Here is a 14,078-nt window from a genome sequence, read left to right on the forward strand (position 1 = left end):
GATGAAACGTGCGCGCACTCTTGCGGTGACTGCACTGTCCGCCGCCGTCCTCGCCGGGGGAGTCACCATGGCAACGGCGACCTCGGCTGCGGCCGGCCCGATCTCCGGAGGCGTCAGCCAGGAGGGTGAAGCAGCCCAGTCCGACGCCGGCTCGACCGGAGGAATCGACGACCCCGATGAGCTGAGCGAGGAGCAGATCGACAATGCGCGCACGATCATCGGCGTCGGCAAGGGCGCGGATCTCTCCGAACAGGCGCAGAAGATCGCAGTGATGACCGCACTGCAGGAATCCAGCCTCAACGACCTCGACGGCGGAGACCGAGATTCAGCCGGTGCCTTCCAGCAGCGTCCCTCGATGAACTGGGGATCGGTCGACGAAGTCACTGACACCGTGTACGCATCGAAAGCCTTCTACGGAGTCGACTCCGGAACCGACAATCCAGGGCTGACCCAGATCGACAACTGGGAGAGCATCGACCCCGGTGACGCCGCACAGGAAGTGCAGCATTCGGGCTACCCCGACGCCTACGACAAGTGGGAGCCGCTGGCCGAGAAGCTCGTCGACGACAACCAGGACGTCGACGCCATCGACTGACTCCGACCGTCAGGCCAGGGCGCCGGCGGCGAGCCGGCGAACCACCTCGGTGAGGTGATGGAGACCCGAGACGAGATCTTCGTCCTTCGTGAATTCCTGCAGGCTGTGCGAGACCCCGTCGACGCTGGGAATGAAGAGCATGACGGTGGGCACCTCGTCCTTCATATTCGTCGAATCATGTCCGGCCACGGTCATCACCTTCGCCGAGGTGAGTCCCAGATCATTCGCAGCCGACCGTGCCAGCTCGACCCCGTCCTCGGAGTACGGGTTCTGATCCCAGCTGTGTTCGGCGACGATCTCGATCTCCACCCGGTCGTCCTCGCTGACCTGGGCGATCGTGGACATGAGCTTCTCATGGGCGGAGGCGATCACCTCGGCGCTGGGGGAGCGCAGATCGAGCAGCAGGCTGACCTCGCTGGCGACGACGACCGGAGAATTCGGGTACACCGTGAGCTGCCCGCATGCGGTGTGCAGAGCACCAGGCTCGAAGTCGTCGACGAGTTCACGTGCAGCCACGACCAGACGCGCCGCACCGAGCAGAGCATCCTGCCGATCGGCCATGAGAGTCGACCCGCTGTGCGCTTGAGCACCGGTGACCTTGAACTCGTACTTGTGGGCCGCCCACGTGGCGTTGACCAGGCCGATCGTCACCCCGTCCTCTTCCATGCTCCGACCCTGCTGGACATGGATCTCCGCATACGAGGCGATCTCGGGAACGGTGAAGTCCCCGCGCTCACCGATCGCATCGAGCGCCTCGGCGACGGTGGTCCCGGCAGCATCACGGGTGGTCAGGGCCGCTTCGAGCTCGGCCTTGCCGGTGAAGACATTGGACCCCATCATCGACGGCTTGAACCGGGATCCCTCCTCGTTGAACCAATTGACCACGGCGAGGTTGAACTTCGCCTTCGACGGGTCCGCCCGCAGCTCATCGGCGACGGCGAAGCACGCATGTGCCGAGGACATCACCCCATAGGCGCCGTCGAAGCGCCCGGCCGTCGGCTGGGAATCCATATGCGAACCCGTGAGCACGTACGGGGCGCCGGGAACGAGCTCGAGGAGCCCGAACTGGTTGCCGATCGCGTCCCGGTGGACGGTGAAACCGTGCTTGACCAGCAGGTCTTCGAACCATTTCCGCTGCTGACCATCGGCGGCGCTCGCCGCCTGTCGGTCGACCCCGTTCGTGCCCTCGACGGCTCCGAAACGCGAATGCACGGCCCAATCGGCGAGGAACTCGGCTTCGCGATCGGCGCTGATCAGAGAGGGTGAAACGGTCATAGCGGGTCCTTTCGAGACGGTGTCGCGGGCGGGTGGTCCGCGACTGTGAGGGGGAGGGGTGCGGCGCCGGCAGTGCTGGTGTCGATGAGGTGCGGCGACCTCCCGAGACGGGTGATCGCCGCACAGGGATCAGGAGGTTTCGTCGGCGGCGGGTGGCATCGTCGCCGGATCGATGAGCACATGGATGAGCGCGGGCCCGTCGTGGGCAAGCGCTCTGTCGAGCGCCGGCCCGAATTCCTCCGTCGTTTCGACGCGCTCCCCGTGCCCGGTCAGCCCGGACTTGGACGAGCCGGTGCCGGTCGAGGACGCATCGCCCGCCGAGGCGGCCCCGGAGCTGCTGAGATCGAATGCCGACATCCACGCGGCGAAGTTCGGGTTGACCATCCGCGTGCCCGAGGGCCGCCCTGGATAGTGATTCTCCTGGTGAGACACGATCGTGCCGTACACGCCGTTGTCGATGACGATGATCAGCGGTGATCCGCTGTGGGCGAAGGCCGTGGCGATCTCCTGGCCGTTCATGAGGAAGTCCCCATCGCCGCAGATCGCGACCGCGCGCCGCTCCGGGTACGCCAGAGAAGCCGCGACTGCCGCGGGAACGGCGAGACCCATCGCCCCGTTGCGGGCTCCGACGAGACTGGCCGGACGTTCATGCCGGATGAACCGGTGCCCCCAGATCGTGGCATTGCCCGCCCCATAGGTGAGGATCGCATCCCCGCCGAGGCGGTCATCGAGAATCCCGAACGCCACCCCGAGATCGACCCCGGCACGGTCCGCGTTCTCCGGTGCCGCCTCGGCGTCGGGGCGATGAGCGGCGAACCGGAACTGCACGTCCGCTCGCCCCTGCATCCACTCGTCCGTTCGGGTTCCGCGCAGCTGGCTCGCATCCCGAGCCGCGCCGGCTTCGGTCCTGGTCAAGGCTCGAGTGAAGGAGTCCGGGGAGGCGATGATGTGCTCGTCGATGCGCCCTGCGTGCTGGGCGGCCTCCATGTCGAGGGAGACGAGCACGGTCTCGGCGTCGAAGCCGATCGTGTACCCGTCGCTTAAGACATCGGAGCGGGTGCAGCCGACGAAGACGATGAGGTCCGCCGCGGCGAATCCGGCCGCCACCGCATCGGCGCGACCGTAGCCGAGCCACCCCGCCCACGCCGGCGAGGAATGCGGAATCGCATCGTAGGCGCGCCAATCGCAGAAGATCGGCACCCCTGCCGAGGCGGCCAGACCGGCCAGCTCGGCTCCGCAGCCGTTGTGCCACCCATCCCCGCCGAGGACGAATGCGGGACGCTTCGCCGCCGCGATCCGGGAAGCCAAGCCATCGATGACGGCGGGGGCAGGGGTCGGTGGGGCCACCTCGGGGAGGATCGGAGTGGGGGCCTCGGTGAGACGGACGAGGACATCCTCGGGCAGGCCGACGACGACGGGGCCGGGGCGACCGGATGCGGCGATGCGCAGGGCATCGGCGGTGATCTCACCGGCACGGTCCTCATCATCGATGGTGAGCACGCGCTTCGCCGTCGAGGAGAACCACTCGGGAAGGCTGAACTCCTGGAAGGATTCGCGGGAGCGATCGTTGAGCGGGACGAGGCCGACGAAGAGGACGAGCGCGGTCGCGTCCTGCCAGGCGGTGTGGACAGAGATCATCGCATTCGCCGCCCCTGGACCGCGGGTGACCATGGCGATTCCGGGACGGCCGGTCAGCCGGGATTCGGCCAGCGCCATGAACCCGGCACCGCCCTCCTGCCGGCACACGACGGTCTCGATCTTCGCATCATACAGTCCGTCGAGGACGTCGAGGTAGGACTCGCCGGGGACCGCGTAGACGCGTTCGATGCCCGCGCTCTCCAGAGTGTCGACGATGAGGTGGCCGGCGGAACGCGACATGGTGGGGGTGTCCTTTCGAGGATCGAACGGTGTGAGGTCCGGGGCTCCCGGCCCGGTTCAGCGCTGGGTTCTCAGCGCTGTGCGAGTCTCAGTGTTTGAAGCCGGGCAGGTCGACGCTCATGCGCGGAGCGACAAAGCCGGCGAACGCCGTGAACAGGGAGAGGAAGACGAGCATCGCGGCGGCCGGCCACCAGTGGTCGCCGGTGGAGGCGACGAAGCTCGTGGCCAGCAGCGGAATGAACCCGGAGAGCATGCCTGCGGCGTTCTGCGCCATGCCGACACCCGTGTAGCGGGTGGTGGCGGGGAACAGCCCGGTGAGCACGGTGCCCGAGGCCGCGTAGGGCAGGGACAGGGTGGACACGGCCAGGGTCATGGCGATGACGACGAGGACCGGGTTGCCGGACTCGAACATGAAGAACGCGGGAACCGCGACGATCGCCGAGGCGACTCCGCCCCAGAGGATGACCTTCGAGGCTCCGTACTTCGTGCCCAGGGCACCGCCCCAGAGGAGGGCGAGGATTTCGACGGCGGCGGCGACCATGCTGCCGAGCAGGAGGAGCGAATCGTCGTAGCCGAGGACGTTGACGCCGTACCAGACGCAGAATGCGGTGACGAGGTAGAAGCCGCCGACGCCGAGCAGGGCCGCGGCCATGCCGATGATGATCTGCTTCCACGAGTCACGGAAGGTGGTGCGGATGGGGCTCTTCTCGACCTCGCCGGACTCTTCGAGCTGACGGAAGACCGGGGACTCTTCGAGGCGGGAGCGGAGGTAGACGGCGACGACGAGCAGCGGCAGGGCCACGAGGAATGGGATCCTCCAGCCGAACGAGTCGAAGCTGTCCTGTGAGAACACCAGGGTCATGATGAAGAAGCCGCCGGAGGACAGGATCGTGCCGATCGGGGAGCCGATCTGCGGGATCGCTGCATAACGGGCACGCAGGTGGAGCGGGGCGTTCTCGACGACGAGCGTCATCGCGCCCGACCATTCGCCGCCGACGAAGAGACCCTGGAGGATGCGCAGGAGCACGAGCAGGGCGGGGGCGGCGAAGCCGATCGCAGCATAGGTCGGCAGGAGGCCGATGAGTCCGGTGACGATGCCGATGCCGATGATCGTGATGAGCAGGACCTTGCGCCGACCGATCTTGTCGCCCATGCGGCCGAAGATCAGACCGCCGATGGGACGAGCGGCCAGCCCGACTCCGAAGGTGGCGAAGGAGGCCATGGCGGCGGCCGTGGCGTTCTCGCTGGTGAAGTACTGGACGTTGAAGACCAGGGCGGCCGCTGCCGAGAAGAGGAAGAAGTCGTACCACTCGAGGGCGGTGCCGATCAGGGCGCCGGCGGCGACCTTGTTCGCGTCCTTGATGCTCAGTTCCGTTGTGGCATTGAGCTCGGCGGACGCCGTGGTGTTCTGCTCGCTCATGGATTCTCTCCGTCGAGTCCGGGGACCTGGGCCTGGTCGGCCGAGTCCGGGTGCGGGTGGTGCATCGGTCGATCGTTGCGATCGACCGGCAGGTATCGACCTTACAGAGTGCCACATGTCCTGATCCAGGCACATTTGTCGCCGAAAAGTGGGCAGTGCTTGTGCAGATGCACATATTCTGGAGTGTGTGATGGATGAACAGGTTGGAATTGCGGGCACACGACAGCTTCGGGACCGTCCGGAGCCCGGAGACGAACGTCGCTGGCTCGAGCTCCTCGACGCTCTCGATCTCGACGAGCTGACCGAGCGGTTCATGACCCGCGTCGTCACGGTCTCCGGCTACGATCCCGCACCGATTCCGGTCTCGGAGCTGCGGCGGACCGGTCGGCTCTCCTTCTCCACCCTCATCGAGGGACTGCGCGCCGGTGGGTTCGACGGCCCCGTGGCGGTGTCGACGGAGGTCGGGGTCTCCCGGGCACGGGCTGGAATTCCGCTCGAGGCGCTGATGACCGCGATCCGCCACGATTTCAATGTGCTCTGGGAGGTGCTCACCCGTGTGGCGAATCAGGAGGATGCGGAACTCGTCATCCGGCACACCGGCATCGTCTTATCCACCGTCGACGAATACGTCTCTCAGGTCCAACAGGCCTATACCGCCGAGCGCACCCGGATGCGCGCGGAAGAGGATTCGGTGCACGCCGGACTCATCGCGAGCCTCTTCGACGACCCCGATCCGACGAGTGAGCGTCTGTCGAGGATCGCGACCGGCCTCGGACTCGATGTGGACTCACCGCTGCTCGTCGTCGCCGCCACCGGGGACGATGTCTGGGCCCTGCGGGTGATCATCTCCGATCATGTCCGCGCGGGCGGGACCATGTTCACGCACCACCTCGGCGAGGTTCTCATCGCTTTCAGTCCGGTGCCGGGCGGTGCCGGTCATCCGTCGACGGCGCTCGCCACCAGGATCGCCGAGGCGAGGGTGGGGTATGTGCGCGCCGAGGGGATCGGGACCCTGCGGCGTTCGGCGCTGACGGCCCGCGACCTCGCCGACGTCATCGCCGTTGATGAGGCGTCCGCGATGACGTGGCGCAGCGGATGGGCGCGGCTGGCGGCCCGGTCGCTCAACGCCGCCGGCAATCCGATCCTCGTCGATGTCGAGTCGGCGCTCGCTGCCTGCGGTCCGGTTGAGCGGGAGCGCCTCGTCGAAGCGGTGCGCGCCTATCTGGCCTCGGGCAGCATCGGTGCGTCTGCCGGTCAGCTGTTCTGTCACCGCAATACGGTGGCCAATCGTCTGCGCCGTTTCGCTGAACTCACCGGAGTCGATCCGATGATCCCCGCCGAGGCGGCCCGCCTCGTCGTCGGTTGGGCGTGAGCTGCCGGGCGGGTTGCGGATTCCGGCGCAACAACTGCTTCAAAGTGTGTTTGCGCAGCATTTGCGTGGGGCATCTGCACGTTGAACCCGCGGGTGTGCCCGCCGTCGCAGATTCGACGTCGCGAGGGGGTGTGAGCGAGGGCGTCTGACCGCAGACCAGCGCTCAGCTAGCTCTACGGCAGTCCGGTATAGCTCTGCCCGTGCGGTCCAGTCAGAGCGACAGCTCGGCCGTCGACGCTGAGGTCGAATCGCCCATCGGCTTCGACCCCGAGCGTCTCGAGCTGCGCAGGAGTGTCAGGCAGGACGCCCGCTCCCTCGTTGCTGATCCACACGACGTCATCACGCGATCGCATGAGCGAAGCGAAGCAGGCACGCACCTCGGCGTCGACATAGGCCAGTACCGCGCTGTGGAAGACGACCGGCTGGGTCCCGGCGGGCACCTCGGCAAGCAGGGATTCGACGGTGTCGAGCAGGTCGCCGCGGACGAGATGCGGGGGATCGGCGGCCGCGATCGAGGCAGCGGCGAGGAGGCGCTCCCGCCTCGCCTCATGTTCGGGCCAGATCAGCGACGTCAGCCATTCCCGCTGGTCAACATCGGTGATATCAAGGGGATTGAGATCGATTCCGGCGCGCCACGCGACCTCGGGGAGGCGCTCTGGCACCGAGATATTCGTCAGTTCGCAGTCGAGCACGACCGCGCTCGGACCATCCGCAGGGTCGAGCGTCGTCGACTGCGCGAACTCCGCGCCGACCGCCCCGGTGACGGTGAATCGGTAGCTGTATCGGTCGGGATAGAGGCAGAGCCCCGCCGAGGCGCCGACCTCCATGAGCGCGAGCGGGCCGGGAATCCGTGCGAGCGCGGGGAGCAGCGTCGCACAGCGACCGGCCTCGTTCGTCTGTGTCGACCGGGCAAGCATGAGCTCCCGAACGTCGTTCCAATGCCTGAGCAGCCATGCGCGCAGGTCAGCATAGGTGCCCTCACCGGCGCCGAGGTGGCGGGCCGCGGCGAAGAGAAGGTTGGCTTGGCGCTTCGGTCGGGGAAGCTCGAGCAACAGGGCGATGACATCGTCATCGGCGGCCACGCCTTCAGCCCAAGCGGTATAGATCGGGGAGGTTCCGGACGCCTCGAGGCGGGCGAACTTGCCGTAGTAGTCGCGCAGAGTCTCGGCATCGAGCTCGGTCATCGGCTGCATCGGTTTCCCTTCGTCGGCGTGGTCTCATCGTAGCCGCGTCCCGGTATTCGGTACTTTCGCCGCGAACTCTAGGCGAGACCGAGCCACTGTCGTAATGTGTTGCCGTGATGCGCTGGCCGCCGCCCCAACGCACCCGATAACGCACCCGCACCGAACCGCCGACGCGGCACGAGTTCGAGCCACCACAGTGGCCCGCCCTGATCGAAGGAGATCACATGTCATCCGAGGTGAGCCCGCCGACCAGCGGACAGACCCCCGCCGATTCGGCACTGGAGAAGAGGACGCTGCGCAAGGTCCTCATCCGACTCATCCCGTTCATCATCGCGATGTACTTCATCAACTACCTCGACCGGACGAACCTCGGCATCGCCGGGCCCGGCGGAATGAACGAAGACCTCGCGATGAACGCGACCCAATTCGGGTTCGCCGCCGGCATCTTCTTCTTCGGCTACCTCATCCTCGAGGTGCCCTCGAACCTCGCTCTGCACAAGTTCGGTGCCCGGATCTGGCTCGCCCGGATCCTCATCAGCTGGGGCATCGTGGCCGCGGCCATGGCTTTCGTGCCCAGCCACGGTTGGCTTTACGTCCTGCGGTTCCTCCTCGGCGTCGCCGAAGCCGGATTCTTCCCCGGCATCATCCTCTACCTCACCTACTGGTTCCCGACCTCGATGCGCGCCCGGGCCACCGCCCTGTTCATGCTCGCCATCCCGCTTTCCAGCGTCGTCGGCACCCCTGTGTCCTCCTGGCTGATCTCCAGCGGTAACACGATCTTCGAGAACTTCGCCGGCTGGCGCTTCATGTTCATCATCGAAGGCGTGCCCGCAATCCTGCTGGGCCTCATGTGCATCTTCTACCTCACCGACCGCCCGCGCGACGCGAAGTGGCTGAGCCCCGAAGAACGCAACTGGCTGCAGGCGACGATGGACGCCGAAGAGAAGAGCAAGGAAGAGTCCTTCCACTACCCGGTCCGCCGCTCCCTGCTGCAGCCGCGCGTCTGGGCGCTGTCCTTCGTCTACTTCGGCATGGTCTACGGCCTCTACGCCATGAGCTTCTTCCTGCCCACCATCATCTCCGGCTTCCAGGAGACCTTCGGCGTCGAATACTCAATCGTTCAGATCGGCTTCATCACCGCGATCCCGTATGTCTTCGGCGCCCTGGCCATGTACTTCTGGTCCCGCCACGGCGACCGCACCGGCGAACGAGTCTGGCACGTCGCTCTGCCGCTGTTCGTCGGCGGAGTAGCAATCCCGATCGCCCTCTACCTGTCCTCACCGTTCACCACGATGATCGCCGTGACCATCACCTGCATGGCCATCTGCGCGGCCCTGCCCACGTTCTGGCCGCTGCCGCAGACCTTCCTTGCCGGAGCCGGTGCCGCAGCCGGTCTGGCGCTGATCAACTCACTTGGCAATTCGTCGGGATTCTTCGCCCCGTACATCACCGGCTGGCTCGCCGATCTCACCGGAACCCAGAACGCCGGAATGTGGGTCGTGGGCGCAGTCATGGTCGCCGCCGGAATCGTCACCCTCATCCTCAAGGCCGCTCCCGCGCCCGATAACCTGGACGCGAAGATGAAGTGACGGCCCTCGCGGTCACCACACCTCGCCGAGGCGGGCCACCGTCCGCCTTCGCCCCACCGATCCGAGGAGCAGAATTGACGACCCCGACGTCCACCGCACCCGACTTCACCGCCCTCGACCCGGCGGACCTCGACGAGCTCGCCGCACGACTGAGTCCGGGAGCGCTGACGACGGATCCCGACGTCATCGACGCACACTCCAGCGACGAAGCCCTGTTCTGCCCGAGGGAAGGGGCGATCGCCCTGGTCAGGGCCGCCTCGGCGGAGGACGTCCAGGAGGTCATGCGGTTCGCCAGCGCACATCGGGTGCCGGTCGTCCCGCAGGGGGCCCGGTCCGGGATCTCGGGCGGCGCGAACGCCTCACCCGGGGCGATCCTGCTCAACGTGTCGAAGATGAAGGACGTCGTGGCAGTCAACGAGGCCGAACGCCTCGTCACCGTCCAGCCGGGCATCATCAACCAGGACCTCAAGGACCACCTCGCCCCGTTCGGCCTGTCCTACCCGCCGGATCCGGGCTCGGTGGCACTGTCATCGATCGGCGGGAACATTGCGACGAACGCCGGCGGACTCTGCTGCGTGAAATACGGTGTGACCAGGGACTATGTCCGCTCACTCAAGGTGGTTCTCGCCGACGGGACCATCACCACGCTCGGCCCGCAGACGGCGAAAGGCGTGGCCGGACTCGATATGCGCCAACTCTTCGTCGGCTCCGAAGGCACCCTGGGCATCGTCATCGAGGCGACGCTGCGCCTCGTGCCCGCCCTGCCCGACCCGTTCACCGCGATCGCAACCTTCCCGGATGAGCGCAGCGGACTGCAGACCGTCGCCGATTTCATGGCCGGCGGCGGGGTGCCGAGTCTGTTCGAGTTCCTCGACGGGGCGAGCCTGCGCATGCTCAACGACTTCGGCGACTTCGGCCTCGACGGCGATGCCGGAGCGATGCTCATCATGCAGGTCGACGACAACCCGACCGATGCGGAAGCCGCGATGTCGACCTTCACCGAGGTGGCTCAGCGCTGCGGTGCCCTCGACGTCGCGTACTCCGACGACCCGAGCGACTCCGCGGCACTCATCACCGCCAGGCGGATGATCCAGCCGGCCTACGAGAAGTTCGCCAACGCCCACGGCGGCGGTCAGCTGCTCGACGATGTGTGCCTGCCGCGCACCGCCGTGCCCGAGTTCTGCGACCGGCTGGCCGAGCTGCGGGCATCCTCCGGACTCGAGATCGCCCTCGTCGCGCACGCCGGCGATGGCAATATGCATCCCTCAGTGTTCTTCGACTCCTCGGACGCGGCCGAGACAGAGAAGGCCGAGGACGTGTTCGCAGAGATCATGCGCGTCGGTCTCGAACTCGGCGGCACGATCACCGGCGAACATGGGGTCGGATTCCTCAAGCGGGCTTGGCTGCCGAACGAACTCGACGAAGGATCACGCCGGATCCAACTGGCTGTGAAGAACGCGCTCGATCCGCTGGGCATCCTCAACCCCGGCAAGATGCTCGCCGAGATCTGAGGGCGTCCGAGCCGCCGGCGCATGTGCCGACACGGCGTGCCCTGAGGTGAGAAGGCGCTGTTCCTGCCGCACACTCAACTGGTGGCGAGTTCGCACAAGGCCGTGACCGCATCCTCGATGAGGTCCTGCTGCGGGTGGCCCGGATCGCTGATCGCGTGGATATAGCGGATCGGTTCGGGCGCTGCCAGCCGGATGACGGCCACCCCGGGAGGCAGGGGATCGACGCCGAGCCGGGGCAGCAGAGTCAGACCCAGACCCCGACTGACCATGTGCAGTGCCGTGACGAAACTGTGCGCTTCGTGCTTGAAGTGCACTCGCACTCCTGCGCGGGAACAGGCATCGAAGAGAATCGTCCGGCACGGGCCGTCCCCGGTGTCATTGTCGATCCAGGGGTATCTCTCCAGCTCACTGAGGCTCACCTCCGTACGCGAGGCCAGGGGATGGTCGTCCGGCACCGCGACCACGTACGGGTCCTCGGTGAGGAAATGGCCCTTCACCTGCGGCGGGAACTGCGGTGTCGCGGTCTCCGAGATCACCAGGTGCAGATCGGAGTAAAACTCGTCCCACGGACCTTCGGCCAGATTGAGCTGCACTGTGACATCGGGGTGGCGGTTCTCGAGGTAAGCGACGAGTTCCGGCAGCCACCGTGTTCCCGCCGTCGCGAAGTACCCGATCGACAGATGGCCGATTCGATTCTCATGCAGGTCCGAGATGCGCTGCCCCAATCGCCCCGAGCTCTCGAGCACGGAGTCGACGTCGGACATGATCGCCGAGCCAGTGTCGGTCAGGCACAGACCGCGCCCCTGCCGCTGAAAGAGCGTCAGGCCGGTGTCCTGTTCGAGAAGTTTCAGGTGATGACTGACCGCAGATGGGGAGAGCCCGAGATGCTGCGCGGCGGAACGGACGGACCCGGTGAGGGCGACCGATTTGAACGATTTCAGGTGCGCGACGTTGTACACAACTGAACCGTACGCATATCACGTACAGTCGTGCAATAGTGTGCGCTTTTCTTTCATGGTCAAGCAACGAATAATCATCCATATGAACAGATCAGCCGTCAGCACTCGAGTCGCGAGCCCGAATCCCCGACAGATGAGCGTGCCCCGTGTCCTGCCCTGGATCGCTGCCCTGCTCACCATGACCTTCTGGGCCTCGTCCTTCGTCGTCATCCGCGACGCCGGCGAAGCGTTTTCGCCCGGGCCGATGGCGCTGCTGCGGGGCGCGTCCGCGGCCGTGGTGCTCTCCGTCTGGATGCTCTTCCGCCGTCCGCGGTTCCCCTCCGGGAAGGTTGTCTGGCTGATCCTCGCCCTCTGGGGCATTGCCTGGTTCTCGGCTTACGTCGTCGTCCTCAATGCCGCGGAACGGTCGATCGATGCGGGAACCGCCTCGATGATCGTCAATATCGCACCGCTCATCATCGCCGTCTTCGCCGGCCTCGTCTTCGGGGAAGGGCTGCCGAAGCGCCTGCTCATCGGCATCTTCGTCTCCCTGCTGGGAATCGGGATGATCACGGCCGCCAGCTTCACCGGGTTCTTCACGGTGGGCGGTCTCGTCCTCAGTCTCGTCGCCGCAGTGCTCTACGCCGCCTGCGTGCTGCTGCAGAAGCACTTCCTGTCCGGGGAGGACTCGGTGACCGTCACCTGGATGGGAATTCTCATCGGCGCACTCGTCAGTCTCGTCTTCGCACCGGGCCTCATCGACGAGGTGGCCGCGGCACCCATCAACCTGACACTGCAGGTCGTCTACCTGGGAGTCGTTCCGACCGCTATCGCCTTCAATCTCTGGGGATATGCGCTGAAGTTCCTGCCGGCGGGACTGCTCAGCTCGTCGAGCCTCCTCGTCCCCGCCATCGTCGTGGTGATGGCCTGGATCGTTCTCGGGGAGGTTCCGCCTCCGCTGGCCGCATTGGGTGGTGTGCTCTGCCTGGCAGGTGCTGCCGCTGCGATAGGACCGCAGATCATTCAGGCTCTGCGGCGGTCACCGGTTCGGGCCTGATCCCGGCCGCAGCCCTAGCCGCAGCCCCAGTCGCGGCCCAAGTCTCGGGCCTAGGCTCAGCCTTCGGCCTTGCCCTGACGCCAGTAGCCCATGAACGCGATCTGTTTGCGGTCGACTCCGACTTCCTGGACGAGGTAGCGGCGCAGACGCTTGACCGGTCCGGCCTCTCCTGCGATCCAAGCGTAGAAGGGGCGGTCGTCCTTCTCCGTGGCACTCGAACTGCCCTGAGCCGCCTCGGTGAGGGCCGCTGGAACATCCCAGAGGATCTCTTCGTCGATGTTGACATCGTCGAGTTCCCGGACCTGACCATCCGGCCCGCCGGCCGACCCTGCCGCTCCGGCCCCGATGGGGATCCGGGTCTCCGACCGCACCGCCTCGCGGACGGCGGGTTCGAGGAGCTGACCGAAGTCGGCCTCCCCGCGCGGCAGCCATTCGATCTCGAAGCCGGTGGGCGCGGTGATATCGATGATGTCCTCGGCATTCGGGACCTCGAGAACGGCCTTGCCTCGGGCCTGGCTGTCCTTGAGCGAATCGAGGATCGAGGCGATGGCGGGCACGGCGGTCTCGTCGCCGGCGAGCAGGATCTGGTGGGCATCGCCAGGGGCGAACTCGATCCCGGCGCACGGAGTCTCCGAGGCACGGGAGGGGCCGATGATATGGAGGCGGTGTCCCACCTCGGCGGATTCGGCCCACTCGGCGGCCGGGCCCGAGTGACCATGCTCATCGGTGTGGAGGACCATGTCGATGACGAGCCTGCGGTCGGCGTCGTTCCATTCGCGCACGGTGTAGGTGCGCATCGCACCGCGCTCCTCGGGGCTGACCTGCAGCCAAGCCTGGTACCACGACACTCCGGCGGCTTCCTGCTCGGTGAGGAATGCCGGCAGATCGAACTGCGGCGCGGCGGCGCGCTGAGGCGGGATGACGAGTTTGATCCGCAGATCACGAGGGTGGGTGTTCGGACCGAAATCCTCGAGTCCCACACCCCCGAATGTCACCCGACGGAAAGACGGGCTGAGATCTTCGACAGCGAGGACCTCTGCTTCGAAGGCGCCGATGGGAGCTCGTGACACTGATTCTCCTTCGCATCCCCACGGCCCGTGGTCGTGAGGTCGTCCCCGCGGGGACGCGTTCTGTTCGTGTGTGTAGCTGTCGTGATGTCGGAACATCCGCAACGATACTCTACCCTAATTTAGTAAGGCTAGCCTTTCCAAATAATGCTACGGTGGTTTCGACCTCACTGCAGAAGTCCGCAGCAAGTC

The 14,078-nt window shown here is 66.3% G+C and carries 11 protein-coding genes; 5 read left to right on the plus strand and 6 right to left on the minus strand.

Going from position 1 to position 14,078, the window contains the following annotated elements; translation table 11 throughout:
- Position 1 precedes the first annotated feature (1 nt).
- A complete protein-coding gene (locus BEP01S_RS03190) occupies positions 2–595 on the plus strand; it encodes a hypothetical protein (RefSeq protein ID WP_062240480.1) in 594 nt (197 codons plus the stop codon).
- Between the two features lie 9 nt (positions 596–604).
- Here BEP01S_RS03190 and BEP01S_RS03195 read toward each other — a convergent pair whose 3' ends face one another.
- The 3 genes from BEP01S_RS03195 to BEP01S_RS03205 form a co-directional block, all read right to left on the minus strand.
- Positions 605–1,870 (minus strand): M20 family metallo-hydrolase, encoded by a 1,266-nt coding sequence (locus BEP01S_RS03195; RefSeq protein ID WP_062240481.1) that lies wholly within the window; start codon positions 1,868–1,870, stop codon positions 605–607.
- 129 nt (positions 1,871–1,999) lie between these two features.
- Entirely contained in the window at positions 2,000–3,748 is a 1,749-nt protein-coding gene (locus tag BEP01S_RS03200) for a thiamine pyrophosphate-dependent enzyme (RefSeq protein WP_062240483.1), read from the minus strand.
- Positions 3,749–3,836: 88 nt separating this feature from the next.
- Positions 3,837–5,168: an MFS transporter gene (locus BEP01S_RS03205; RefSeq protein WP_062240484.1), complete on the minus strand. Its 1,332-nt coding sequence runs from the start codon at positions 5,166–5,168 to the stop codon at positions 3,837–3,839.
- Positions 5,169–5,358: 190 nt separating this feature from the next.
- Here BEP01S_RS03205 and BEP01S_RS03210 point away from each other — a divergent pair, with 190 nt between their 5' ends.
- Positions 5,359–6,540 carry a PucR family transcriptional regulator gene (locus BEP01S_RS03210; protein WP_062240486.1) on the plus strand — a complete coding sequence of 394 codons (1,182 nt, stop codon included), beginning with the start codon at positions 5,359–5,361 and terminating at the stop codon, positions 6,538–6,540.
- Between the two features lie 173 nt (positions 6,541–6,713).
- Here the strand turns inward: BEP01S_RS03210 and BEP01S_RS03215 are convergent, their stop codons facing one another.
- A complete protein-coding gene (locus tag BEP01S_RS03215; protein WP_062240876.1) occupies positions 6,714–7,724 on the minus strand; it encodes a DUF2332 domain-containing protein in 1,011 nt (336 codons plus the stop codon).
- Positions 7,725–7,948: 224 nt separating this feature from the next.
- Between BEP01S_RS03215 and BEP01S_RS03220 the strand changes: the two genes are divergently transcribed.
- Both BEP01S_RS03220 and BEP01S_RS03225 read left to right on the plus strand, forming a co-directional pair.
- Positions 7,949–9,313, plus strand: coding sequence for an MFS transporter (locus BEP01S_RS03220; RefSeq protein WP_052240159.1), 1,365 nt, complete (start codon positions 7,949–7,951; stop codon positions 9,311–9,313).
- A 74-nt stretch (positions 9,314–9,387) separates the two neighbouring features.
- Positions 9,388–10,824, plus strand: coding sequence for an FAD-binding oxidoreductase (locus BEP01S_RS03225; protein WP_062240488.1), 1,437 nt, complete (start codon positions 9,388–9,390; stop codon positions 10,822–10,824).
- 74 nt (positions 10,825–10,898) lie between these two features.
- On the opposite strand, the gene BEP01S_RS03230 is transcribed toward BEP01S_RS03225, so the two are convergent.
- Positions 10,899–11,783, minus strand: coding sequence for a LysR family transcriptional regulator (locus BEP01S_RS03230; RefSeq protein WP_062240490.1), 885 nt, complete (start codon positions 11,781–11,783; stop codon positions 10,899–10,901).
- Between the two features lie 82 nt (positions 11,784–11,865).
- On the opposite strand from BEP01S_RS03230, the gene BEP01S_RS03235 reads away from it, so the two are divergent.
- Positions 11,866–12,819 carry a DMT family transporter gene (locus BEP01S_RS03235; RefSeq protein WP_244882033.1) on the plus strand — a complete coding sequence of 318 codons (954 nt, stop codon included), beginning with the start codon at positions 11,866–11,868 and terminating at the stop codon, positions 12,817–12,819.
- Between the two features lie 56 nt (positions 12,820–12,875).
- Here BEP01S_RS03235 and BEP01S_RS03240 read toward each other — a convergent pair whose 3' ends face one another.
- Entirely contained in the window at positions 12,876–13,889 is a 1,014-nt protein-coding gene (locus BEP01S_RS03240; RefSeq protein ID WP_062240492.1) for a siderophore-interacting protein, read from the minus strand.
- Positions 13,890–14,078 lie beyond the last annotated feature (189 nt).

This window comes from Brevibacterium epidermidis NBRC 14811, assembly GCF_001570805.1.
Taxonomy (GTDB): domain Bacteria; phylum Actinomycetota; class Actinomycetes; order Actinomycetales; family Brevibacteriaceae; genus Brevibacterium; species Brevibacterium epidermidis.